This window comes from Danxiaibacter flavus (genome assembly GCF_041060425.1).
GTDB lineage: Bacteria > Bacteroidota > Bacteroidia > Chitinophagales > Chitinophagaceae > Danxiaibacter > Danxiaibacter flavus.
Map to the genome: position 1 here is coordinate 194005 of NZ_JAULBC010000010.1, position 26451 is coordinate 220455.

A 26451-nucleotide genomic window follows, 5' to 3' on the forward strand; every position below is an offset into this window, starting at 1 on the left:
AGGTGTCAGGTAGGGAATTTGTGAAACAAAAGATTTGCAAAGAGAAAATACTATCCTTAACAATATTGTTTCACTAGTTGGGTTCCCCTTACGCCTTACGCCTTACGCCTTACGCTTTACGCCTTACGCCTGAAACCTGAAACCTGAAACCTGACACCTTCACTCTCAAACCTCACCCCCGATACCCTATCTTTGCGCCATGCAAATAATTCCTCTGTCCGAAGGTTCTTTTACGGTAGATAAGTCTAAAGTTTTTGTTCCCTTTGATACTGATAACGATCATTTACAGGCAAGATCCACCGGCAGTTTGCTGGTAGAAGTACAGCCTTTTGTGGTGAAAACGGAAAAAGATGTGTTGCTGATTGATGCGGGACTAGGTTTCTCAAAGAACGGGAAACTGCAACTGTTCACTAACCTGCTGGCGAATGGCATTGATCCACAGTCTGTTACAAAAGTGCTGATGAGCCATTTGCATAAGGATCACGCGGGTGGGGTTAGTAAAAAAGATAACCTGGGTAACTATCATCTTTCTTTTCCCGATGCAACTTATTATGTTCAAAAAAGAGAACTGGATTCTGCCTTAGAAATTGGTTTCCCATCTTATATGGCGGAAGAACTGTCTGTATTGGAAGGTAGTCCAAATGTTGTTTTTCTTACAGAAGATAAAGGGACGATAGATGATTACATTACGTATGAACTGACAGCTGCACATAGCCGTTTTCACCAGGTTTTCTGGATAAGGGAAGGGAATGAGACGATTTTCTTTGGTGGTGACGATGCTCCCCAATTACAGCAAATGAAAAGCAAGTTCGTTGCTAAGTATGATTACGACGGCAAAAAATGCATGCATTTGCGCCAGCAGTGGTGGGAAGAAGGGAAAAAAGAAGGCTGGAAGTTTTTGTTCTATCATGATGTAAAGACGCCGATGGCTGTTAACCAGTAAAAATATAACCACTTTCCGGGAGAATCATCAATTTCAAGCCGCATAACTTGTTGTTGGTATGCTCCGCTCAAGCCATCCCTAGACACGCAACAACGGCGGACAGTGTGAACTTGCATGCATAAAGTCGACTTGCCGCAGGCAAGTCAATTTAATTCGCCGAAAATTAAAAGGATTGCCGGTTGGTATGCCGCATGGCTTTGCGCGGAGCGTACCAACAACACGTAGACGCTACCGAATGGAAGCAGAAGTTTCAAACAGCATGACTGGTTGCTGGTGTACCCCACTCAATTCCATCCTTACACACGCAACAACGGCGGACAACGTGACGATCCAAGATAAACTTTGCAGAATATAGTGCCCATTAATAAAAGCGAAATGAAAAATCGAAAGAGTGAGTGATAAAACATTCACCGCGGATAATTCTGCAGATGAATTGCTGGCAAAATCGGATTATATAAAGGCCTTAAAAAACAGGGCCCGCCCTAGACAGGGCTGGCCGTTGCTAACCTATGAAAAACACCGAGTTTAAAATAAGTTTAGATAAATATGTTTATTAGATCACGGTTTTTTCTGCCGTTGTTGCAGTTCTTTTCGTAAAAAGTCTCTAAAACTTTTTTCCATCGTAAAAGTTTTATTAACCCGGTCATCATCCTTCAGTATTGTCTTAAAATCCGGACGATACCTCTTCTTGATATTAACAACTTCTTCTTCAAAAGCTATCTCATCATTAGAATGATCATGTCTGGCCTTTTTCAATTCCTCAATATACTTGTTGTAAACCGGCCAAAATTGCTTGGCCTCCTCCGCGGTAAGATTAAGCTCCTTCGTTATGTATGCTATTTTAAGGGACTGAAGGCGTTCATCCTTACTTTGGGCTTGGGTCTGTGCGTCACAAAGGTAATAAGCAAAGCATAATAAATAAGCAAGAATTAATAATTTTTTCATCTTTTTTTTAAAATTTATATATCCGTCACTACCGTCTCGCCTGGTTCTTTGTTATTATCAAGGTATTCCATTATCTCCTGGTTGCTCATGTTATTGATGACTTCGTTTACATCCGGCTCATGAAATTCTTCCATGGAAGCGGCGCCCTGTTCGGGCATAACAACCTGGTGGTCCAGAAAATGGGAGATTTCTGCATCACTTATTGTAGATACAGCTGCCTGCATATCCGTATTCTTTACCTTGTTAAACTGGTGGTGATAATTGTTGTCCTTTAGCCATGCAAAACCTCCTAATAAAATTAATCCGCTTATTATTGCCGCAGAGGCATATGTATACCAATTTCGTCTTTTTAGAGGAACAATCCTCGCTTGCGGCTCATCTACGTCTTTATTATAAGGGGTGATATCCAGAGCGCTGAAAAAATTGTCCGGTACTGAAAATACATTTTTTCTACCGATCGTTACCAGCGTGGGTGCGATTTCGCTCAACTCCTCTTCGCTACTAACAGCACTTGTTTCAGCTATTTTTTTCATGATTATGCCGGGCAAATCATCGAAATATCCGTGAGGAGCGGCATATGGTACTCTGGTATTTGAAAATTGCAGTGTATGGGTTTTTTCTGAAATCAGGGAAGGAAGCTCAGTGAAATATCCACCAGGCACTCTAAAAACATTCGTTTTTGGAGTGTTTTGCAGCAAGGGAGCGATTTCCCTTAATTCTTCCTGTATGTTTTTTCGATCTTCCATATGAAATTTTGACCTCAATTGTTAAGAAAGGTTTAATTATTTTTGATGAAGTCTTCAATTTTGCGGGCTGCATGGTGATAGCTCGCTTTTAATGCTCCTTCACTCGTATCAAGAATTTTGCTCATTTCTTCGTAAGGCATTTCATCGTAGTAGCGCAGGTTAAATACTACTCTTTGCTTTTCGGGCAGTTGTTGTATGGCTAGTTGTAATTTCCATTCCAGTCTTGCGGAATCAAAATTCGTATCCGCCTTTATTTTTTCAGAAAGACCAGCTTCTACATCGCTTAAGCTTACTGAACTGCGCTTTTTCTGCTGGTCTAAAAACGTGAGGGCTTCATTGGTGGCAATCCGGTATAACCATGTATACAATTGACTATCCTCCCTGAAGTTTTCCAGTCCGTTCCAAACTTTGATGAACATGTTTTGCAGAACATCATTTGCATCGTCATGATCCACAACCATCCTCCTTATGTGCCAGTACAATTTTTCCTGGTATTTTTTTACGATGGAAGTAAACGCCTGCTCCTTTGTTTCAGCTTGCCGGAATAAATACAACAATTCTTTATCGTCTGGTTGCATGCAGGATGTTTAATCAGTAAAAATAAAAAAACCCATACAATGATGGGTTTTTCACAAATAGGTTTAAACTAGTTAAAAGTATTAACTTTTCTTTCTTGCAATTGCTTTTTCAGCAGCCTCAACAATGTTAGGTGTATCGAGGCCATATTTTTTAAGCAACTCAGAAGGCGTTCCGCTTTCGCCAAAAGTGTCTTTTGTGCCGATGTATTCAATAGGCACATTCACATTTTGTGAAGCCACATGCGCAACGCTATCACCCAAGCCACCAAGAATGTTATGCTCTTCGCATGTTACTGCACAGCCTGTTTTTTTGAGTGACTTGATAATTGCTTCGCTATCCAGCGGTTTAATAGTATGAATATTGATCAGTTCAACACTATAGCCTTTCTCTTCAAGGATCCTTCCGGCTTCAATCGCCTTCCAAACAAGGTGACCACATGCGAAAATGGAAATATCAGTTCCTTCGCTCAACACTTGCGCTTTACCAATCTGGAAATCGCTACCATCTTCTTTGGTGAAATTTGGCCATTTTGGTCTGCCGAAACGCAGGTAAACAGGTCCTTCGTATTCTGCGATAGCTATAGTAGCCGCTTTAGTCTGGTTAAAATCGCAAGGAACAATAACAGTCATGCCTGGCAGCATTCTCATCATTCCAATATCTTCCAGGATCTGGTGGGTTGCACCATCTTCACCCAAAGTAAGACCTGCGTGGCTGGCGCAGATTTTTACATTTTTACCGCTATACGCCACACTCTGGCGAATTTGATCATATACACGACCAGTGCTGAAGTTCGCGAAAGTTGTTGTATAAGGAATTTTACCACCAATGGTAAGACCAGCCGCAATGCCGATCATATTTGCTTCAGCAATGCCAACCTGTACAAAGCGTTCAGGAAATTCCTTGATAAAGGGTCCCAGTTTCATAGAACCCGCTAAATCTGCGGTAAGAACTACTACATCAGAATTTTTTTTACCTATTTCGTATATACCCTCACCAAAACCGCCACGGGTTTCCTTCTCATTTTGTACTTGAATATCTTTTAGCATTACCGTTTGGTTGTTTTAATTTTTTTAAAATGGTACGCAAAATAAGTAATGATTCTTGATAATTGAAAATGTAAAATTGACAATTATAGATGTACAAACGGGTAAATGTGCAAATATGCGAATGAAAAATGCTTTTAGCCTATGGAAAATAGTTATTGCATATTTCGGGAAAGTCCGGATCACACATTCGGCGTATTTCTTTAATATTGCCGTCTCAATAATAAGAATGGAAGATTTGATGCAACCTGATGGCAATAGCCTGATTCAGTTAACCACAATGAAGATGCCTTTCGGAAAATACAAGGATACTATCATCTGCAATCTGCCTGTCTCATACCTCGAGTGGTTTCAACGCAAAGGCTTTCCAAAGGGAAAACTGGGCATGTTGTTACAGACTATGTATGAGATCAAATTAAATGGTTTGGAAGATTTGCTGAAGCCGTTGAAAGGAAGGTATTAGCTCAAAAATCAAAATTAAAAAGTCAAAAATTTCTGAACTATTGTTTTGGTTGCTGACAGCTAATAGCTGATAGCTCACAGCTTTTAACTACCACGTCATCGCGTAAACAATAATATTCACACCAAATTTTGTGTTGTCTTCAGCCAGGAAGCGTTTGTTCCTGAAATCATAGTCCCACTCACAGCCATAATCTTTATTACTATAAAGCACACCAATGCGGCCATTTATTTCTATAGCTTTTAAATAATCATGCACCAGGTCATCTCCCCATCCGTTGAGTTCAAATCCAGTGTTAGGCGGGCCTTTTTCGAAAGTAAAGAAGGAATGATAAATGGGGTGATTGTTCGGAATTTTCTTTAAAGCTTTGGGACCGAAGAGCGCATCCATTTGCGATTCAAATGATTTCGCGAACAATCCGTCAATATCATGATTACAGTCGTCAACAAAAACAAATCCACCATTTTGAACATACTTTTTGAAGTTGGCGGCTTCTTTTGAATCAAACTGGACCAGGCGGTGTCCACTCAGATAACAGAACGGATAAGAAAAAATTTCATCTGAGGAAAGATCAATCACATTCTCTTGTGTATTTATAGGGATTGTTGTGTATTCCAGCAAAGAATTAAGAATATTTGCGGGCATGCGCTGATCTGTATCCCAGTCGCCGGAACGGTATCTTAATCTTGTGAATGTAAATTTTGCTGCACTCATTGTCTGTTGGATAAAGATAAGCGGATAAAACTATACATCTTCACAAAGGCACGACCGTTAATCTTCATATGAAATCATTTTTTATATAAAGAGATGGCCGCTTACAAACCTTATTTTACCTACCGGTTGTGTAATTTTTTTTAAGATGTTATGTTTATTTTTAATTTTCTGGCTTGAAAATCAGGCGTTGTCTATTTAATGACCTGTTTGTAATGAGAAAAATTAATAACACACAAACCGCTTATCTTGATCACAAACGAAACATCCTTACAGGAACTGTTGCAAAAACTAACTCGGTTAAAAAAAGAGATACAGAAAGTTATTGTGGGGCAGGATCACATAGTGGAGGAAATACTGGTGAGCCTTTTGGCTGGTGGTCATTGTTTGCTGGAGGGAGTTCCGGGGCTTGCAAAAACGCTTTTAGTGAGAACAATGGCTCAGGCGCTTCATTTATCCTTTAGAAGGGTACAATTTACGCCGGACCTGATGCCTACCGACATTCTCGGTACTGAGATCCTGGAGGAGGATCACGCAACCGGTAAGCGTTTTTTTAAATTCAACAAAGGTCCCCTGTTCGCCAACATTATCCTCGCTGATGAAATTAACAGAACGCCGCCTAAAACACAATCAGCTTTGCTGGAAGCGATGCAGGAATTTGAGATAACATACGGCGGCAAGACATATCCGTTAGACAGACCTTTCTTCATTCTCGCAACACAAAATCCTATCGAACAGGCTGGTACCTATCCATTACCAGAGGCACAATTGGACCGTTTTCTGCTGTATGTGAAAATTGGTTATCCAACAGCAGAAGAGGAAACTGCGATCTTATCCAATACGACTGGTAATAAGAAAGCTGTTGTGGAAGCTGTTTTAGGCGCCGCGGAAATTCAGCAATTGCAAAGTCTTGTCAGGGATGTGAACATCAGTGATGAATTGGTTCAATACGTTGCCAATGTAATCCGCGCAACCCGACCTGATACAACCGAGGTAGCGTATGTAAAAGAATGGGTAAGATGGGGTGCGGGACCGCGTGCCGGACAAGCGTTGATACTTACAGCAAAAGCGCGTGCATTGTTCAAAGGACGTTATTCTGTTACAATGGATGACATTAAAGCGATGGCCTATCCCGTATTAAGACATCGTATATTGATGAATTTTAAAGCGGATGCAGAGGGAATAAGCTCGGATAATGTGACGGAGAAACTGCTTACGACGATTAGGATAAACCCGGGATTGTCTTGACCGGAGGTCTTGACCAGGATTTATGGGATCAGTGGATTGACAGGATTGAAAACAATTTGATCAATGGATCAAAAGAGGAAACAAATTAATAACCAGTATATAACGCAAAAAGCTGAAAGCTAATAGCCGACAGCCAATAGCTCCCAGCCATGAGTAACTTGCTACAACCGAAAGTATTAATGTCCATCAAGGATCTGCAGTTGGCGGCGAAGACCACCATTGATGGATTTATGGCGGGTATTAACAAAAGCAATGTAAAAGGTACGGGGCTTGAATTTAGTCAGTACAGAAGTTATCAGCCCGGTGATGATTTGCGTTGGCTGGACTGGAAGATGTTTGCGCGGTCCGATAGGTACTATATCCGTGAATCAGAAATTGAGACAAGTATTTCTGTAAAGATCCTGATCGATGCAAGCAATTCAATGAAGCATTCTTGTGATGGCGTTAGCAAAATAGATTATGCACGCTATGCAGCAGCAGCTTTGGGCTACCTTGCAAATTTACAGGGCGATGCTATTGGCTTGTATGTCTTCCATGAAAATGACCTGTTTTCCTTAGCATCGCGAAAAGACCCTCAGCACATCACCCGGTTTTATCATGAACTGGAAAACCTGCAGCCTGCGGGAAAGTTCACGAGGGCCATCCATTACAAACACCTGTTTGCCGGCGAGCAAAAAAAGGAGTTGCTGATATTTATGACCGATTTTTACGAGCGTGATGGAGAAATATCAAAATTGCTCGATGTATTGTCTGCACTGCATCATGAAATAATTGTGTTTCACCTGGCTGCGGAAAATGAATTGAATTTTGATTTTGGCGGATATACAACATTACAGGATCTTGAGACAGGAGAAACAATCAATATTAATAGTGCCCGCCAGAAAAATGAATACATTGAAAAAATGAACAACCATCTTGCTGATTTGAGAATGCAGCAATTGGAAAAACATATATACTACAGCCTCATCAATATTAACCAGCCGATGGAAAAAGTATTGAGGGATTTTTTACAACAACGACAAAAAATGTTCATATAACTTGCTTCAGTTTGCACAACCGATATGGCTCTATGCAATTAGCGGAATTGCTGTTCCTATCGCGATACATTTATGGAATGTAAAGCAGGGCAAAACATTGCGTGTAGGAAGTATTGCACTGATTGAAGAAAGCTCCCGGCAAACGTCCCGTAATCTGAAGCTCACCGAACTTTTGTTGCTCGCACTGAGATGTTTATTAATCATTTTTTTGTCGCTACTGCTTGCTGGCCCGTTCTGGACCACATCAGGCAATAAACATGGAAAGGGCTGGTTGTTGATTGAGCAAGATAACATGCAGCTGGCTTATCAACAATATCCGAATCTTATTGACTCGCTTATACGTGAAGGTTATGATTTTCATTTTCTCGATCATTCATTCAAAAAAGAAAAGTGGCCTGCAGCATTAAAGGAAGAATCAAGGACAGCTGCTATAAAGCACAATTACTGGACCTTACTGCAAATGCTTGATGCAAATTTACCCGCCGGGGCGCAAGCATACATATTTGCGCCTAACCTGTTAAGGAATTTGGAAGGTCGCCGGCCAACACTAACACACGAAGTAAACTGGTTTCCTGTCCGGGGCAATCCGATTGATTCATTGCAGCTAATTGATGCCTGGACGAATGATGATAGTGTGCACGTTATTATTGCAAGAAGCGGTGATTCTGCTCTAACATACAACCAAACAGTATTAGCTAATGATGAAGCTTCCGCGGAAGGGATACAAGTGCAAAAGAATAATAATGCTATTGGTGTTTCACATCGCGAAAAGCATCTGATTGCAGATACTTCATCCATGATTATCACAGTATTTACGGATAAAAACAGAAGCGATGCCAATTATATCATAGCCGCGTTGAAAGCCATTCAGTCATTTTCAAAAAAGAATATAAAGATTGAACTGGTAAGTGATGCCCGTAACCTTCCCGCATTTCAGCATTGGTTGTTTTGGTTATCTGAAGCACCTGTGCCAAATACAAAAGCATTCGGTACTTTATTCCGGTACATATACGGAAACGAACAGTCCTTGCATTCCTGGATTGAAACGGGAAACTACGATGCGGGAGATATTCAGTTACAAAAGAGGATTTTATTTGACGATGGGCAAAATGGAAACAGGGTAGTTTGGAAAGATGGTTATGGTACGCCTTTACTTGTTGAAAGAAAGAACGGTGACGTCAATGCTTACGAATTTTATAGCAGATTCAATCCATCATGGAATAATCTTGGATGGAGCAATACCTTTCCCGCTTTATTGATGGATCTACTTCTGGAAAAAGATATTATTAACACAAAGAACAAAACGGTTGATAACCGTGAAGTCGATCCGTCATTGTTGCAGTTTAGAGCTGTAAAAAATGAGGGCAATAAAAGTAGTGTGATGACAGAATCAGCAGATCTTTCAAAACTGGCATGGCTGATTATTAGTGTATTGTTTTTATTGGAAAGATGGTTTTCATTACGCACTAAAAAAGTTGTTGTTGGTTAATGAGCAGAGCTGTAAACCATATCATCCCCTCATTGCAAAAAAGGTGGAAAGCATCCGGGCTTATTCTGAATGCGTTTATTAGCCTCACGATTGCGGTGGTAATTATTGCGATCGTATTTGTTTTTAAACATCTTTCATTGTGGTGGTTGCTTCCTGCATGGATTGCCTGCTTTGCAGGCAGTTTATTTTTGCACAGGAAATGGCAGGTAAGTGAAACAGACGTAGTGGTTCATTTAAATACGATCTATCCGCAATTAGAAGCAAGTGTAAACCTTTTGCTGAAGCCGGAAAACGAGCGCAATGTTTTAGAGAACTTCCAGGTTGAAAAGCTGAACAGTGCATTGGGAAATGTTGATATTAAAAATCCTTTTCTCAAAAAAATCCGTTCTGCTATTGTTGCTTTGATTGCTGCGTTGATTGCTTTTTTTCTCATTGTATACATAAAGCCATTACGACCTGGAGCCAAAGTAAATCATACTATAAAAAATCAGCCTGCAGAAGGCGAAAGGTCATTGCCTGCCATTCGTGATGTGCATGTGATGATCACGCCACCATCCTATACTAAAAAAGCGAATACTAACCAGGCATCATGGAACATTGTTGCTGAACAGAATGCAGCCGTAGAATGGAACATAAAAACAAATCTTCCGGTTGAAAAAGTTCAATTGATTTTTGATGATTCAGCGGTGTTTAATTTGTCATCTGCAGTCAATGATAAACTCACCTGGAAGGGAAGCAAAACAATCACAAGGCCGGGATTTTACCAGGTTAAGCTGAACGGTCAGCTATCTGATCTGTACAAAATTGAAATGGTAAAAGATCAACCGCCGGTTATTGTTGTTAAATCACCCAAACCGTCTACCGTAATTGATTATGGCGAACCGGCGAAAATAGAAGTGAATGCATCAATTACCGATGACTATGGTATTCAGCAGCGATATATAATGGCAACGGTTGCAAGTGGTAGTGGTGAAGCCGTAAAATTTAAAGAGCAGAAGATTGGGTTGCAGTATGTATCAGGTGCAAAAGCAAATGACATAAAGCTGCCTGTTACATTGCCATCATTAGGTATGCAGCCTGGTGATGAGTTGTATTTCTACATAGCAGCAACTGATAATAATAACCAGGAGAGCCGTTCGGATGTTTATATCATAACACTTGCCGACACCGCGCAGCTGATGAGTTTGGATATAACGATCAACGCTTCTGATGTAAAGCCCGAATTTTTCAGAAGTGAAAGGCAGATCATTATTGAGACGGAACAATTGCTTCGTGAAAGAGATACGATTAGTGAAACAGCATTTAAAAACAGAAGTAATGATCTTGGTATTGATCAAAAATTACTTCGTTTGCGATACGGAAAATTTTTGGGTGAAGAATCCGAAGGAAATATCGGAGAGGCCCACGACGACCATGATGAGCATGACCATGCTGAGACTGGGCAGTTTGGTAATGCCGCGGAAATACTGGATCAATTCTCACACAAACATGATATAGCGGAAGATGCGACATTTTTTGATCCCGAAACAAAAAAACAGTTGAAGGCAACGCTTGCAGAAATGTGGAACGCAGAGTTAAGGTTGCGTACATTCAAGCCTGCAGAAGCATTGCCATTCGCCTATAAGGCACTGCGATTGCTGAAAGATCTTCAACAGAAATCAAGAGTATATGTGGGGAAAACAAATATTAAAACACCGCCGCTGCAAAAGGAAAAACGACTGTCCGGAGATCTCAGTGGCATTGCGTCCCCTGAACTTCAAAGAAATAATGAGAAGCTAGTTAGTGAAGCGGATGTTTTCAAAGAGTCATTAGGCGTGCTGGAGCAACTAAAGACAGATCTTGTGGTATCTACCGGCGAGTTGGAATTATTACTTAGAGCAAGTGCAGGTTTGAGTAGGCATGCTGCGTCTAACCCTACCGGGTTTATGCATGCCCTGCAGTCAATGAAAAATATTACGATCAGTCTTGAAACAGGCAAAGCAATATCTAACAATGACATTGTTGTGGTGCAGAAGACATTGTATGAAATTATTCCTGCTCCGGCGAGGCGCCCGCGACAGGCGGGCAAAGGCGCAGACTTTTCACTCTCGGATACATATTTTAATAACCTGCAAAAACAACAGCATTAATGATGCAATGGAAATATATCGTGCTGGTGATCTGCTTATTATCTGCATCGTTTCTTTTTTGGAAAGAACTGCGCAGGGATAATAAGGCAAGATTATTTTGGCGGTTATTAGCATCAGCCGTTGCTGTAAGTAGTTTATACTTTCTAGCTGTTCCGTTAAAAACGCGGTCCGCCCGGACCGGACATAAAGAGGAGGCCGTTATACTCACCAACGGTTTCAGTAAGGATAGTTTAAACGCCTTTCTTCAACAAAAGAAGACAATTCCCGTATACCCCGTTAGAGAATACCTGGCAGGAAATCACCCGGCTGGAAAACTGTTTGTTTTTGGCGATGGCTTGTTAAAAGAAGAATGGCAACAGCTTAGTGCTTCATCTGTCGAGTTTCATCCATCTCCAGTGCCCTTTGGTATTATCGATGCCCACTGGAACAAAAACGTCACAAATGGAAGCCCGTTAGTTATTCAGGGCACATTCAATAACAATTCATCACAAACTGTGCGCATCGCGCTCGAAGGTTTTGGAAAGGTGCTGGATACAGTTGAGTTATCTCCCCAAAAAAGAGCAACGTTTGAATTAAAGACTGTTCCTCTTCAACGGGGAAAAGCTGTTTTAGCTTTGCGTTTTGTGAATGGAAAAGATACAGTTCGCGAGCCAGTGCCATTTGAGGTTATCGGGTCCGGCAGATTACGCGTATTAGTGCTGGCATCTGCCCCCGGTTTTGAAAATCGCTTTCTTACCAACTGGCTGATTGATAATGGTTATACCGCCGTTACACGGACAACTATCAGTAAGAATAAATTTCAACAAAGCTTTCTGGATACTAACAAGATAAACTTGAACTCGATTACCAGCAGCCTGCTCAATGGCTTTGATATCTTATTAGCTGATGGAACAGCCCTCGAAAATCTTACTTCGAGTGAGTTAAACGCTGTCAAACAACACGTTGCTGAAAATGGGATGGGGTTGATTATTCAGGCTGACACGTTAACCAATAAGGATGCTTTTTATAAGACAGCTTTCTCTTTTGCTGCATCTAACAATCACAATAAACAGTCAGTTATTTTGCGAGGACCTGATATGGAATTTTTGCCTGCGCTTTCTATTGAACAACCATTACATCTCAAGCCGGTTGCCAATGTGCAGACCCTTATATCGGATAAGGATAATAATATATTTTCTGCCGCAAGCTTGTATGGAGAAGGTAAAATTTTATTCAGCACGGTGCCTGGCACATATAACTGGATGCTGTCAGGCAATGCAAGCGATTATGCCCGCTATTGGTCCGTACTGCTGGAAAATGCTGTAGGAAGAAAAACTGAAACTATTTCGTATAACATAAATGGTCTTCCGTTAGTGAATGAACCGGTCAACATCCGTGCCTTTTCGGAGGATCAACCACAGCCACGGTCTGCAGGACAATTTATTGCATGGCGGCAGGATCCTGTTGCCTTATTCAAATGGGATGGCAATTACTGGCCATTAAAAGCAGGCTGGCAAAATGTAGATGGTTTTAAATGGTATGCATATGACAGCGCAGATTGGAAGAACGTTCAAAGACAAAGACGAATGAATGAAAGCTATGAATACCTCTCTTCATTTAAGGAACAATCAATAACACCAGAGAACAATGAGGAAGAAAGAGATGCAATACCGGCTCTTTTTATCTGGAGCCTGTTTGTTGTATGTTGCATATTTCTTTGGATTGAGGGCAAGCTTTTCTAAGGGTTGGTAATTCAATGCCGTTTAGTTAAGCATACATCGTCAACTTTGGGAGATGTCTCCTCTCGTGCCAATGACAGATTTGTCTGTAGGCGGGCATTTGGAGCCTTTTTATCTGCGTTGTGCCGCGCTGAGTAACTGGTTGTTGCCAGTACTTAATGGCAATTATTATTACACTGAGAAACAGCCGGAGAAGAAGCATAGTTACACAGAGACTTTGCGATGGAGATCTGTCATCTCATTTTGATTGTGTATAGTACATGTTTTAGTCGACATGACGATGATTGCTCATCAGCAAAAGAAATTGAAGCAGTACTAATGACCAGTAACAAATAGTGGTAGAAACTGCACTCGCATCGTCACCTCGACGCAGGAGAGGTCTCCCGAACATGATTCTGTTAAATTTTGTATTGGGCTATAAAACTTAGGCCTGTTTAGTTATTCAATCCCACTGAAACAACGCATGATGAGGTGCTCAGTGGGATTGAATATTGTTGAACATTATTTCCCGTAAAATCTCCAGTTGGTTTTGAAATCTTTTTGGAGTGGAATGTTCAACAGTCCTGCGCGTACCATTTCAACAGGCATCATGTTGTTTTCAAGAATGGCATCGTGGTATTGTTTGTAAGTCATTTTACCGCTATCAACAACCTCTTTTTTCAGTGCCATAAATTGAAGACCACCCAACATATAAGCTATCTGGTAAAGCGGGCCGTAATTTCCGGTAAACGAACGGCGCACTTCACCTTCCGCGTTTGCACGCTCGTGGCCCACTCTGTCAACCAAAAAGTCAATGCATTGTTGTGGGGTCCATTTGTTCAAATGATAATTCATAGAGAATATAATTCTTGCACAACGATGCATGCGCCAGAAAAGCATCCCAATTTTATCTTCAGGTGTTTGAGGAAAGCCCATATCCCATAACAAAAATTCCCAGTACAAGGCCCAACCTTCGATGTAAAATGGAGTTTGGAAATTTCTATAAGGTCTGTAGCGGTCACTCATAAACATTTGCAGACGATGACCGGCGATTAATTCATGGTGCACTGTTGAGCGCGAGAAATAAGGGTTGTTGCCGCGCATACTCATCATCTTATCTTCATGATTCATCGTGTTGGTTGGATATGAAATGATGATCTCTTCGCCACCCAAAAAGAAAGGATTGATCAATTGTCTTTCCGGACTCATCATATTCATTCGCCAGGTTTCTTCTGCTATCGGCGGAATGGTAACCAGGTCATGCTTTTTCAGGAAGTCAACGCTCTCATTATATAGACGCAAAATCAATTCCGGCTGTCTGCCTTCAGGTACATAACTATTCTTTACATTCTCCTGTGCCCGACGCCAATCAGTACCAAAGCCCTTTTCTTTTGTTGCCTTCATCAGTTCATTATCACACCATGCAAATTCTTTATTGGCGATATCGATTATTTCCTCAGGTGTGTAGGGAATCATTTCATAATCCAGCTGCCTGATCAGTTCCTCTCTTCCAATTGGTTTGCCCACAATGCCGCTGCTATCTGCACGCTGAGAAGTAGTGAGTTTGGTCCTGTTTTTCACCAGCGTTTTGTATGCACGGAGCAGACTGTCTGTAACTTTTGCGGGTCTTTCCGTCCACCAGGAGAATGAAGGATCATAGCCATCATAAAATTCCGTTACGCTGGTCATGGCTTCAATCAAACCACCCAGCGCCATCTGGCATCGGGTTGATAAATTTCTTTCGAGCGAATCTGCTTTCTCAAACTTTTTAATTTGTTGCACAAGTTGTTTATTCCAGTTATTCATCTCTGCGGCGAGGGAATCAGCTTTCAACACCGGCCCGCGTCTTCTGGCTTTTTCCAGCGTATAAATGCCGGTGGCGAAAGGGAGGTAAGAGGCTATTTGGTTGTATTCCTTTTCTTCAAGGTCAAGTTTTGCGATTTCATTTTTCAGCTTCCTGTCAAAAAGTATGTAATCAATTTTGCCCTGCTGAGAGATGCTGTTAAAGTCAATCGCATTCAATCTTTTCAGGTAGTCATTATAAAACTGTTTAAAGCGGATTCTTCTTTCAGGTGAGCTATCAATAAAATAGAACCTGGAAAGACTGCCCTTGTCAGCTTCATATTGAACCAGCACATTGGCTACTTCGCTGCTTTGCAGGTAGAGGTCCGTGTCCGGATTCTTTTGGGCGGATAGCCTGGCTTGGAAAATAATGCAACCTGAAAAGGCGAGAATAAGCGCAAACAGGTCTTTAAAGTTTATAGCCTGATACTTCATGCAGGTAAATTTTAGTATCTATGAAATTACTGATAGCTCTGATATGTTGATAAACACATTTTGACTAATAAAGGAAGAGAATTGACAAGGGCTGGCAGCCGAAGGAGTTTAAAATTGGGTCAGGGTAGATCTTTCATTGCCGTCTGCTTCAGCTGACGGAGAAATGCCACATCTTTATTTCTGGCTTTAGCCAAATAAATTGTTGGGCTAAAGCCACGCCTGGGAAGAATGATCTAGTCCGTCGGCTGAAGCAGACGGCAATGAATTGTGTGTAACAACATAAGCAGAAGCATAGCTTGTGCAATTCCTGCATCCCATTTTTTACATAAGAATTTTTTCTCGCTGATCGAAATGATAATGGCTATGTGAAACGCTGCATTATAGCCATTGGCCCTATTGCCCGTAGGGCATAAATTTCAGTAGAATAAAACTCGAATACAATTCTTTTGTCCGTAGGACATTAACCAATCCTATCAAATAAAAAGAGCCGTTGCTTTCAACAACGGCTCTCATAGTACTTACCAAATTAATATTTCTCCCATCTCCATCATGGCTCAAAGCTAATAGCTGACAGCTATACAGCATCTGACAATGATGTAAACGTAAAGTCCCTGATTTTCATTGGTGGAATCATGGCATGAATACCTGATTCGCCACTTACTGTTCTTTCCGGCTTGCCCATTGCTTCCAGGTTGTTGAGCATGATTATCGGGCTCTCATTAAACCTGAAATTTTTGATCGGGAATTTGATCTGGCCGTTTTCAATATAAAAAGTACCGTCACGTGTGAGACCTGTATAGAGCAAGGTCTGCGGATCCACTTCGCGGATGTACCACAAGCGTGTTACCAATATACCTTTTTCTGTGCTTTTAATCAGGTCTTCGGTGGTTCCATCACCACCTAACATAATAAATGCATCAGGTGAAGGAACTGCTTTTGCTTTCTTTTTATCAGCCCAATATCTTGAGTAATAAAAGTTCTTAAATACGCCTTTGTCGATCCAGGTTATTTTTTCCTGTGGCCTTCCGTCGCCGTTCCATGCGCTTGTCGGCAGATCTGCATTCTGCGGATCGGAATAAATTGTTACGCGCTCATCAACCAGCTTGTCGCCCAGCTTGGTTTTGCCATCCCCTTTGCTTAGAAAACTACGTCCTTCATCGGCGCTACGTGCATCCATATTAAAGAAAATACCTTCCAGCAAAACGATAGCCGCAGTTGGCTCAAGAATAACTGTGTATTTGCCAGGCTCAATTGCTTTGGTGTTGACAGAATTTTTTGCTTTCTCCGCTGCAACCTTTGTAGACGAACTTACATCCAGCTTGCTCACATCCGTATAGCCTTTTGAAGCATATCCGGATCCCTTTCCGTCTTTTGTTCGTAGCGTTACATTGAAGTTTACGTTGGTTGATGTATTATAAGCAAAGAGCCCTTTGCTGTTCATCATTGCTGAAAACCCCGCGCTGTTTTCCAGGAAACCAGCGGCTATCAAATCACTGTCTTTGGAAATTTGCAGGCTTTGACCCACTGCATTACTTCTGTAAGCAGGATCAATCGCTGCTGTTGCAGGTTCAAATGTTTTAGATGCCGATGAATATTCCTGAGGTCCCAGGAATGGCATAAATTCCGGATTCTCCGGCGCCAGTTGTGCCAGCTCTTCAGCGCGGCGGATAACCTTTTCCAATGATGCATCATCAAATTCATTGATAGTTGCTGTTCCTAACTTCTTTCCATAAGCAGATGAAACAACCAGTTGGTTTTGCGAAATACCGCCACTGGTAGAAACTGCATTGCGGGCATACCTGATATTTCCATTGTCAGAACCGGAAAGGTTTACCTCGCATTCATCAGCTTTGGAAAAACTAAGCACTTTTTTCAGCAGTGCTTCGGCTTCTTGTTTATTTAAAATAGCCATAGTGTTTGGTTTAATTCAAAAGTCCCCGCCTGACCAGTCGGGCAGGAAAATTCAAAAGTCAAAAGGGCTGTTCATGTCAGAGATCTTATATCAATTTGAAGGGGCTAACAAGTTATTTGACTGATAGAAATAATAACTTACTGTCGCACCTGAGCTTTTTACTTTTGAATTTTTACTTTTTACTTTTTTAAATTTTTCTTGCTGTATTGATCACATTTATTCCCTTGAAATGTGCCGTGGATGAACCGTGTGATACGGCGCTTACCTGCATAGGCTGACCTTTCCCATCAAAGAAAGAACCGCCCAGGCGATAGTCGCTTTCATCAGCTACACCAACACATGCGTTCCAGAATTCCTGCGTGTTTGCCTGGTAGGCAACATCTTTCAGCATGCCTACTATTTTACCATTTTTGATCTCATAAAATAACTGGCCGCCAAACTGGAAATTGTAACGTTGCTGATCAATGGAGAAAGATCCGTCGCCGATTATATAAATGCCTTTTTCAACATTTTTGATCAGATCCTGCGGAGAGGCCTTCGTTTTTCCTGGCTGCAATGATACGTTGGGCATGCGCTGAAACTGCACGTCGCTCCAGCTATCTGCATAACAACAGCCCTGCGATGCATTCAGTCCGAGAATGTGGGCCTGATCGCGAATGGTCTGATAATTAACAAGTATACCATCTTTGATCAGATCCCACTTGCCTGTTCCCACGCCCTCATCATCATAACCAACAGCTCCAAGAGATCCGGGTTGCGTTTTATCGGCCATGATATTTACCAGCTTGCTACCGAAATTAAATTTCTTAGATTCCCATTTATCCAGCGTAAGAAAGCTCGTTCCTGCAAAGTTCGCTTCATAACCCAGTACGCGATCCAGTTCTGAAGGGTGCCCTACCGATTCGTGAATAGTGAGCCATAAGTGGGAAGGATCCAAAATAAGATCATATTTGCCCGCTTCTACGGACTTAGCTGTAAGCTTGTCACCGGCCTGTTTTGCTCCCAATTGAGCATCTTCAAGAATGTCGTAGCGCTTTTTGTATAGCGTGGTTGGCCCGGCAATTTTTTCTGAAGCTTTTGGTATCAGGTATTCGTAGCCCATTCCAACCGGAGCACTTAGTGCATTCCTCGTTTCGAATTTACCCGTCTTGGCATCTATTCGTGTAATTGTAAATGTGGGCCAGATCCGGTGAACATCCTGATCTATATAAGAACCATCGCTTGAGGCAAAGTACTTCTGCTCATTCACGAGGAACATGTACGAGTTGATGTAATTCGCTCCTGCTTTCATTGCCGCAGCATTAGCGGAAAGTAGTAGTTCCGCTTTTTCTTTAACCGGTACATCAAAAGCATTCTTTTCAATAGGCGCTTTCCATGATACCTCGCCATAACCTTTTTGCGGGGCCAGTTGAACAGGTTCTGTCAGCAATTTAGCATTTTCCTTCGCAATAGCTACTGCTAACTGAGCTGTTTTGGCAATGCTATCCTTGTCCATTTTATCTGTCGCCGCAAATCCCCAACTGCCATTGGCTATTACGCGAATACCAATGCCATATGATTCAGTATTTACAATGTTCTGCACTTTATCTTCACGCGTAATAACATACTGGTTCAGGTAACGGCCAATTCTAACATCTGTATAGGTGGCGCCTTTGGCACGGGCTTCGTTTAGCGCAACATCAGCCAACTCTTTTTTAATGGCTGTATCAACGGAATACCAGGGCGCGTCGAGTGGAACGTCTTTCCCCAGCAATCCCGCCTTGGGGAGAATGGTGGCGCCAAGCCCCATGCCCGTCATGTACAGGAAATCTCTTCTTTTCAAAGTAGTATAATTTTGATGTGAACTGATATATACCGCATTCAGCAACTTTTGGTGTGCAGCAGTCAGTAACGCTATATGCCGGCATAATGATCTGTCAAGTTAAGAAAACTAATGTAATGGAAAGGTGTTTTTATATGAACGGCGGAGGGGAATGTGTAAATGAGGAAATGTGCGAATGTGCAAATGCAATTGAAAATTGACAATGGACAATTGAAATGATGGAAGCGAGACATACATATATTAGTAAGACAGGTGATTGATTGTTGAATATGTATGACCCCGACGGTAGTGCTACTATTGAACGTCCCTTGCGTCGCACACTTCAGCGTGTTGATTCGCTATTCTGCAATGCAAATCAGCCAGGCTAAATGAATCGCTCCCGCATTCGCATATTTGCAAATTCGCACATTTGCACATTCACCGTCATTTTCAATTTTCAATTGTCAACTTTCAATTATATAGCTTTGTGCGATGGAAAAGAATCAATGGGATTTTACAAGTGAAGAAAGAACTGATCTGTTTGCTTATGTGATGCAGTTGATTAATGATTATTACACACAACTGCCGGAATCAGCGGTGGCGCCGCCATTGGACTTAGCAACGATTCAGAAACATGTATCCAAGTTCGATTTCAGCAATCCGGTTAATTTAAAGTATGCTGTTGATCATGTTGCTTATGGACTAAGTAATTACCAGGTGCATACAACACATCCCATGTATTTTGGCCTGTTTAATCCACGGCCTGTGTTTCCCGGTATATTGGCCGATTTGTTGACGGCCTCTTTTAATCCGCAGTTGGCAGCATGGAGCCATAGTCCGTTTGCTGTATTGGCCGAGCAATATGTTATTACTGAAACAGGAAAACGCTTCGGCTATAAAGAAACTGATGTTGATGGGAATTTTACAAGCGGTGGCGCGGAAGCTAATCTTACTGCGGTGCTCACGGCGTTGATTGCACATTTTCCGGAATATTCAAAAGAAGGTTTGAGAAGTCTGCCTAAGCAACCGGTCTTTTATGTATCCAAAGAAAGCCATCATTCATTTGTCAAAGCTGCGCGAGTTTGCGGTCTGGGTACTAATGCGGTGAGAGAAGTTGAAGCGCTTCCAAATCTACAAATGAATACAGAAGTATTAGAGAGAAAGATTGCTGAAGATATCCGGGCTGGCTACGCTCCATTTATGGTGGTTGCGACCGCAGGTACAACTGGTGCGGGCATTATGGATCCTGTTCAGGAAATCGCCGGCATTGCTCAAAAGCATCAGTTATGGTTTCATATTGATGGCGCCTGGGGTGGCGCGGCCGTGTTCAGCGATGAAGTAAAGCTATTGATCCAAGGCTGTGAACAAGCCGACTCCATTACATTTGACGCACATAAATGGTTCTCCGTTCCCATGGGCGCTGGTCTTTATCTGACTCGTCATAAACAGATCCTTCACGAGACTTTCCGCATAGCTACGGATTACATGCCGAAGGAAGGATTGGAGCTGCAGGTAACAGATCCTTTCACGCATTCTATTCAGTGGTCGCGCAGGTTTATCGGGTTGAAGTTGTACCTGAGCTTACTGGTATACGGATGGCAGGGATACAGCAATATGATAGATGAAACCATCAGGATCTGCAAACAGCTTAAAGAGCTTTTGGTAGCCAATCAATGGAAAGTAGTTAATGATACCATCCTGCCGGTGATCTGCTTTACAGATCCTGAGCGTGAAGATGATGATGTGTTTATTCAGAAAGTTTGCAACCTGCTAATTCAATCCGGAGGCACATGGTTGAGTACATATCGCGTGAATGGAAAGCTGACAATACGCGCCTGCGTTATTAATTATACTACTTCTGAGGATGATATCAAGAGGCTGGTGAAGTTGTTGGGGGAAGCGAGAGGCAAGGCATAAGGAATAAGGGGTGAGGCATGAGGAGGACGGCATAAAAAATATGTCCTACACTTTCGAAAGTGTAGGACATATTTTTTATGCTGATAGCTCAAAGCTGATAGCTCAAAGCTTCTACACCGCATCCGAAAGCGAAGTAAATGTAAAATCTCTCAACTTCATTGGCGGAATCAAATAGCTTCTGTAAGACTCTACGCTGATCGTTCTTTCCGGTTTGCCTAATGCCTCTACGTTATTCAACATAATAACCGGACTTTCATTAAAGCGCATGTTCTTTATCGGGAATTTTATCTGGCCGTTTTCAATGTAAAAAGTTCCGTCACGTGTAAGTCCTGTCAATAGTAATGTCTGCGGATCAACCATACGTATGTACCACAAACGCGAAACAAGAATTCCTTTTTCTGTGCTCTTGATCAGTTCATCTAAAGACGCTGTGCCGCCTTCCATAATAATGTTTGACGGACCGGGAACAGGCTTAACACCTTTTTGCTTGGCCCAATATTGCGAGTAGCTGAGGTTCTTTACAACACCTTTTTCCACCCAATTCATTTTCTCCAGTGGAAACCCTTCTCTTGTCCACGTACCGCCCGGCAGTTCTGTATTAAACGGATCGGAATAAATGGTTACTTTTTCATCCATTAACTGTTCGCCTAAACGGTTGCCGCCGCCGGGTTTGCTCATAAAGCTGCGGCCTTCATCAGCGTTGCGGGCATCAAAACCGCGGAACATGTTTTCCATCATGTAAGCCGCTGCAACCGGTTCCAGTATTACCGTATATTTTCCCGGCTCTATTGCTTTTGCGCCTACTGAACCATTGGCTTTTGAAGCAGCAATTTTGGTGGCAGTGTATGTATCCAGTTTGGTTACATCATTAAAGCCTCTTGCTGCGTAACCACTTCCGGTACCTTGTTGGTTGCGCATGGTGATCGAGAAAATTACATCAGTATCGGTATCGTATGCAAACAATCCTTTTGAATTCATAACAGCGTTGAAGCCTGTTGTATTCTCCAGGAATCCTGCAGCTTCCAGTTTTTCCTGTTTAGCTACCTGGATACTTTTAGCCACAGCTTCGGCCCGTGTGTCCGGCGTAATAGCAGCTGTGGATTTTATATACGCGATTGAGTCTTTAAAAGTGGAAGGTCCGAGCAATGGCATGTATTCAGGATTCTCCGGCGCCAGTTGTGCCAGCTCTTCTGAACGCCTTACAACTTTTTCCAGCGAAGCATCATCAAACTCATTGATGGTAGCGGTTCCTGTTTTTTTACCAAATGTGGAGCTGACTGCGAGGCTAATAGTGCTGATATCTCCGGCAGTACTTACGGAGTTCCGCGCATAGCGAATATTGCCGCCTTCAGAGCCGCTGAGCGAAACCTCGCATTCATCGGCCTTCGAAAAGCCAAGCACTTTTTTTAATAGTGTTTCTGCTTCTTGTTTATTTAAAATAGCCATAGATGTTTGTTTGGGTTAAGTCAAAATTCAAAAGTCAAAATTCAAAAAGCTGTTTAGTTTTAATCAGATTTTGCCAAATTGGAACATCATATAAAGATTATCTCTTTGAACTGACAGTGATTAATCAGGTTGCTCGACTTAAGGTTTTGAATTTTGAATTTTTACTTTTGACTTTTTTAGATTTTTCTTGCTGTGTTAATAACATTTACGCCGTTAAACCTGGTTGTTGAACTTCCATGAGATACGGCGTTGGATTGGCCCGGTTGGCCCTTGCCATCATTGAAGGCACCCCCCAAACGGTAGTCGCTTTCATCTGCGATTGCGACACATGAGTTCCAGAATTCCTGGGTGTTTGCCTGGTAGGCAACATCTTTCAACATTCCTACAATTTTTCCGTTCTTCACTTCATAGAAAGTCTGTCCGCCGAACTGGAAGTTATACCGTTGCTGGTCGATTGAGAAAGAACCATCACCAATAATGTAAATTCCTTTCTCAACATTCTTGATCATGTCATCAACGCTCAGCTTAGTCTTCCCGGGACGTAATGAAACATTCGGCATACGCTGGAACTGAACATCTGCCCAGCTTTGCGCGTAGCAACAACCCTGAGATTCACTCAGTCCTAAAATATGCGCCTGATCACGAATAGCCTGGAAGTTAACAAGCACGCCATTCTTAATAATATCCCACTCTTTACATTTCACACCTTCATCATCATAACCAACAGCGCCAAGTGAGCCGGTTTGCAATTTGTCAGCCACAATATTTACAAGATCACTACCGAATTTGAAATTTCCGGAGTGGAGTTTATCTAAAGTAAGGAAGCTGGTACCCGCATAATTAGCTTCGTAACCCAACACACGGTCAAGTTCTGTCGGGTGAGCGACTGACTCGTGAATGGTAAGCCAAAGGTGAGAAGGGTCAAGGATAAGATCGTATTTGCCTGGCTCAACGGATTTGGCCTTTATTTTTTCAGCAACATTGGAAGTTGCGTTCTTAACATCTTCCAGTATGTCGTACCTGTTTTTATAGCGGGTAACAATTCCTGCTACTTTACTGTCAGCGGTTGGCGTTAAATATTCATACCCCATCCCAACAGGAGAGCTGAGCGATCTTCTTGTTTCAAACTTACCGGAAGCCTTATCAATCTTTGTAACCACAAAGTTGGGATAAAGCCTGTGGACATCCTGATCTATGTAAGAGCCATCGGTTGATGCGAAATACTTTTGCTCATTGACTGCGAGGATAACTGAGTTGACAAAACTTGCACCACCGTCCATGGCAGTTGAGTTAACATTCAACAGTAAATCAACTTTATCTTTTACCGGAACGGTGAAAGGGTTTACTTCAATAGGCGTTTTCCAGCTTACTTCACCAAAACCTTTCTGTGGCGCCAATTGCACGGGTGCATCAATAATTTTGGCGTTGGCTTTTGCAACGGCAACAGCTCTTTCAGCAGTTTTTACGATATCGTCTTTAGTTACCCGGTTGGAGCAGGCAAATCCCCAGCTACCATTGGCAATAACACGAATACCCACACCAAACGATTCTGTGTTGGCAATGTTTTGAACCTTTTTTTCCCTGGTAACAACAAACTGATTTAAATACCGGCCGATGCGAACGTCCGCATAGGTTGCGCCCTTTGCTTTAGCAGCATTAAGTCCCGCGTCTGCCAGTTGCTTTTTCATGCTTACGTCCATTCCTTCATTCAATGCTTCTAATGGATCGATGGGATTTCCCAGCAGCATCGATTTTGGAATGAACAAGGCACCCAGCCCCAGGGTAGACATTTGTAGAAAGTCTTTTCTTTTCACAGTGTATTTTCCTCCCGAAGTTTTAAGTGAGTAAATTTTGGTTCACTAATATAGGTAAAAATAGGGATGGGGAGAGGATGATAGGGCTACAAGTTATTAAAATGCGGTGAGGGGTTGAAGGTGTTCGGTATAATGGTTAACTAAGGTTCCATAAAGAGTACTTATCATATTTCTCATTGACGGTGGCATGAATCCTGCTCGTTTCTTACCAATGTTTAATTTCTTTTTCCCACAGATCAGTCCATGTTGGATTTGTTGAATTGATCAGCGCCTCTTTCTTTTCCCTTCTCCATTTTTTTATTTGTTTTTCTCTGCTTATTGCTTCAATAATCGTGGGAAAGCATTCATAGTAAACGCACAGTTCCAAATTGTATTTGTCTGTAAAACTGCCAATAAAGTAGTGTGTTTTGTGTTGTTGAATTCTAGCGATTAAATCGCTGGAAACACCAATGTACAACGTCGTCCGGAGTTTATTGGTCATTATATAGACGGCGCCGCCTCTTTGCATGTGGTTTAGGATGATGGACAAATATAAAAAAATCGAATAAATGATTGGACGGTAAATTTTCTAACGAACTATGAAACTCATATACGTTCAACTTTGGGAGATGTCTCCTATCGTCGACATGACGATGATTGCTCATAGCGAAAGAGATTGAAGCAGTGCTAGTGACTGATAGCAAACAATTTTAGTGACTGCGTCCGAATCGTCACCTCGACGCAGGAGAGGTCTCCCGAACAGGACGCTGTTAAATTTTCTAACGAACTATGAAACTCATATACGTTCAACTTTGGGAGATGTCTCCTATCGTCGACATGACGATGACTGCTCATAGCGAAAGAAACAGAAGCAGCACTAACGGCAAGTTTAAGCACTTTGAAGTACTGCGTCGGCATCGTCACCTCGACGCAGGAGAAGTCTCCCGAACAGGATGCTGTTAAATTTTGTACTGAATTATAAAACTCAGGTTTGTTTAATGTTAGGAGATGTCTCCTATCGTCGACATGACGATGAGTGCTCATAGCGAAAGAGATTAAAGCAGTACTAGTGACTGATAGCAAACAATTTTAGTAACTGCGTCCGAATCGTCACCTCGACGATAGGAGAGGTCTCCCGAACAGGATGGTGTTAAATTTTGTAATGAATTATAAAACTCATGCTTGTTTAATGTTGGGAGGTGTCTCCTGTCGTCGACATGACGATGAGTGCTCATCAGCAAAAGAAAATGAAGCAGCGCTAATAGCAAGTTAAACATAATGGTAAAGACTGAGGCAGCATCGTCACCTCGACGATAGGAGAGGTCTCCCGAACAGGATGCTGTTAAATTTTGTACTGAATTGTAAAACTCAGGTTTGTTTAATGTTGGGAGATGTCTCCTATCGTCGACATGACGATGAGTGCTCATCAGTAAAGAAAATGAAGCAGCGCTAATAGCAAGTTAAACATAATGGTAAAGACTGAGGCCGCATCGTCACCTCGACGATAGGAGAGGTCTCCCGAACAGGATGCTGTTAAATTTTGTAATGAATTATAAAACTCAGGCTTGTTTAATGTTGGGAGGTGTCTCCTATCGTCGACATGACGATGACTGCTCATTAGCGAAAGAGATTGAAGCAGTATTAGTGACTGATAGCAAATGATTTTAGTGACTGCGTCGGCATCGTCACCTCGACGATAGGAGAGGTCTCCCGAACAGGATGTTGTTAAATTTTGTAATGAATTATAAAACTCAGGCTTGTTTAATGTTGGGAAGTGTCTCCTACCGTCGACATGACGATGATTGCTCATAGCGAAAGAGATTGAAGCAGTACTAGTGACTGATAGCAAACAATTTTAGTGACTGCGTCCGAATCGTCACCTCGACGCAGGAGAGGTCTCCCGAACAGGATGTTGTTAAATTTTGTAATGAATTATAAAACTCATGCTTGTTTAATGTTGGGAGGTGTCTCCTGTCGTCGACATGACGATGACTGCTCATAGCGAAAGAGATTGAAGCAGTACTAGTGACTGATAGCAAACAATTTTAGTAACTGCGTCCGAATCGTCACCTCGACGCAGGAGGGGTCTCCCGAACAGGATGTTGTTAAATTTTGTAATGAATTATAAAACTCATGCTTGTTTAATGTTGGGAGGTGTCTCCTATCGTCGACATGACGATGAGTGCTCATCAGTAAAAGAAAATGAAGCAGCGCTAATAGCAAGTTAAACATAATGGTAAAGACTGAGGCCGCATCGTCACCTTCAATGATAGGAGAG

The 26451-nt window shown here is 42.0% G+C and carries 20 protein-coding genes; 9 read left to right on the forward strand and 11 right to left on the reverse strand.

Annotated features, from left to right (window positions below; all coding sequences use genetic code 11):
• The first annotated feature begins 199 nt into the window (after positions 1-199).
• Positions 200-943 (forward strand): MBL fold metallo-hydrolase, encoded by a 744-nt coding sequence (locus QTN47_RS25170; protein WP_369332214.1) that lies wholly within the window; start codon positions 200-202, stop codon positions 941-943.
• 558 nt (positions 944-1501) lie between these two features.
• Here the strand turns inward: QTN47_RS25170 and QTN47_RS25175 are convergent.
• From QTN47_RS25175 to QTN47_RS25190, 4 genes are all read right to left on the reverse strand, one after another.
• The gene (locus QTN47_RS25175; RefSeq protein ID WP_369332215.1) at positions 1502-1888 is read right to left on the reverse strand and encodes a hypothetical protein; all 387 of its coding nucleotides are present in this window, start codon (positions 1886-1888) and stop codon (positions 1502-1504) included.
• A gap of 14 nt (positions 1889-1902) precedes the next feature.
• Positions 1903-2634, reverse strand: coding sequence for a hypothetical protein (locus QTN47_RS25180; RefSeq protein WP_369332216.1), 732 nt, complete (start codon positions 2632-2634; stop codon positions 1903-1905).
• Between the two features lie 32 nt (positions 2635-2666).
• Positions 2667-3212, reverse strand: coding sequence for an RNA polymerase sigma factor (locus QTN47_RS25185; RefSeq protein ID WP_369332217.1), 546 nt, complete (start codon positions 3210-3212; stop codon positions 2667-2669).
• Positions 3213-3293: 81 nt separating this feature from the next.
• Positions 3294-4259: a transketolase family protein gene (locus tag QTN47_RS25190; protein ID WP_369332218.1), complete on the reverse strand. Its 966-nt coding sequence runs from the start codon at positions 4257-4259 to the stop codon at positions 3294-3296.
• 115 nt (positions 4260-4374) lie between these two features.
• Between QTN47_RS25190 and QTN47_RS25195 the strand changes: the two genes are divergently transcribed.
• A complete protein-coding gene (locus QTN47_RS25195) occupies positions 4375-4719 on the forward strand; it encodes a DUF3820 family protein (protein WP_369332219.1) in 345 nt (114 codons plus the stop codon).
• Between the two features lie 87 nt (positions 4720-4806).
• Here the strand turns inward: QTN47_RS25195 and QTN47_RS25200 are convergent, their stop codons facing one another.
• Positions 4807-5430, reverse strand: a complete 624-nt coding sequence (locus QTN47_RS25200; protein ID WP_369332220.1) for a DUF4159 domain-containing protein — start codon at positions 5428-5430, stop codon at positions 4807-4809.
• A gap of 246 nt (positions 5431-5676) precedes the next feature.
• Between QTN47_RS25200 and QTN47_RS25205 the strand changes: the two genes are divergently transcribed.
• The 5 genes from QTN47_RS25205 to QTN47_RS25225 all read left to right on the forward strand — a co-directional run bounded on the left by QTN47_RS25205 (position 5677) and on the right by QTN47_RS25225 (position 13051).
• Positions 5677-6675, forward strand: a complete 999-nt coding sequence (locus QTN47_RS25205; protein ID WP_369332221.1) for an AAA family ATPase — start codon at positions 5677-5679, stop codon at positions 6673-6675.
• Between the two features lie 149 nt (positions 6676-6824).
• Positions 6825-7712, forward strand: coding sequence for a DUF58 domain-containing protein (locus tag QTN47_RS25210; RefSeq protein ID WP_369332222.1), 888 nt, complete (start codon positions 6825-6827; stop codon positions 7710-7712).
• Position 7713: 1 nt separating this feature from the next.
• Complete coding sequence (locus QTN47_RS25215; protein ID WP_369332223.1) at positions 7714-9201, forward strand: BatA domain-containing protein; 1488 nt, start codon at positions 7714-7716, stop codon at positions 9199-9201.
• Positions 9201-11330, forward strand: coding sequence for a DUF4175 family protein (locus QTN47_RS25220; RefSeq protein ID WP_369332224.1), 2130 nt, complete (start codon positions 9201-9203; stop codon positions 11328-11330). The genes QTN47_RS25215 and QTN47_RS25220 overlap by 1 nt, the downstream gene beginning before the upstream one ends.
• Positions 11330-13051 carry a hypothetical protein gene (locus QTN47_RS25225; RefSeq protein WP_369332225.1) on the forward strand — a complete coding sequence of 574 codons (1722 nt, stop codon included), beginning with the start codon at positions 11330-11332 and terminating at the stop codon, positions 13049-13051. The genes QTN47_RS25220 and QTN47_RS25225 overlap by 1 nt, the downstream gene beginning before the upstream one ends.
• A gap of 498 nt (positions 13052-13549) precedes the next feature.
• Here QTN47_RS25225 and QTN47_RS25230 read toward each other — a convergent pair whose 3' ends face one another.
• The 3 genes from QTN47_RS25230 to QTN47_RS25240 form a co-directional block, all read right to left on the reverse strand.
• Positions 13550-15304, reverse strand: coding sequence for a DUF885 family protein (locus QTN47_RS25230; RefSeq protein WP_369332226.1), 1755 nt, complete (start codon positions 15302-15304; stop codon positions 13550-13552).
• A 574-nt stretch (positions 15305-15878) separates the two neighbouring features.
• Complete coding sequence (locus QTN47_RS25235; protein WP_369332227.1) at positions 15879-17216, reverse strand: TldD/PmbA family protein; 1338 nt, start codon at positions 17214-17216, stop codon at positions 15879-15881.
• 187 nt (positions 17217-17403) lie between these two features.
• Positions 17404-19038: a TldD/PmbA family protein gene (locus QTN47_RS25240; RefSeq protein WP_369332228.1), complete on the reverse strand. Its 1635-nt coding sequence runs from the start codon at positions 19036-19038 to the stop codon at positions 17404-17406.
• 471 nt (positions 19039-19509) lie between these two features.
• Here QTN47_RS25240 and QTN47_RS25245 point away from each other — a divergent pair, with 471 nt between their 5' ends.
• Positions 19510-20934 (forward strand): pyridoxal phosphate-dependent decarboxylase family protein, encoded by a 1425-nt coding sequence (locus QTN47_RS25245; RefSeq protein ID WP_369332229.1) that lies wholly within the window; start codon positions 19510-19512, stop codon positions 20932-20934.
• A gap of 111 nt (positions 20935-21045) precedes the next feature.
• On the opposite strand, the gene QTN47_RS25250 is transcribed toward QTN47_RS25245, so the two are convergent.
• The 3 genes from QTN47_RS25250 to QTN47_RS25260 all read right to left on the reverse strand — a co-directional run bounded on the left by QTN47_RS25250 (position 21046) and on the right by QTN47_RS25260 (position 24702).
• Complete coding sequence (locus QTN47_RS25250) at positions 21046-22380, reverse strand: TldD/PmbA family protein (protein ID WP_369332230.1); 1335 nt, start codon at positions 22378-22380, stop codon at positions 21046-21048.
• A 176-nt stretch (positions 22381-22556) separates the two neighbouring features.
• Positions 22557-24194, reverse strand: a complete 1638-nt coding sequence (locus QTN47_RS25255; RefSeq protein ID WP_369332231.1) for a TldD/PmbA family protein — start codon at positions 24192-24194, stop codon at positions 22557-22559.
• 205 nt (positions 24195-24399) lie between these two features.
• Positions 24400-24702 carry a GIY-YIG nuclease family protein gene (locus QTN47_RS25260; protein WP_369332232.1) on the reverse strand — a complete coding sequence of 101 codons (303 nt, stop codon included), beginning with the start codon at positions 24700-24702 and terminating at the stop codon, positions 24400-24402.
• A gap of 260 nt (positions 24703-24962) precedes the next feature.
• Between QTN47_RS25260 and QTN47_RS25265 the strand changes: the two genes are divergently transcribed.
• Complete coding sequence (locus tag QTN47_RS25265; RefSeq protein WP_369332233.1) at positions 24963-25136, forward strand: hypothetical protein; 174 nt, start codon at positions 24963-24965, stop codon at positions 25134-25136.
• The last annotated feature ends 1315 nt before the right edge of the window (positions 25137-26451 follow it).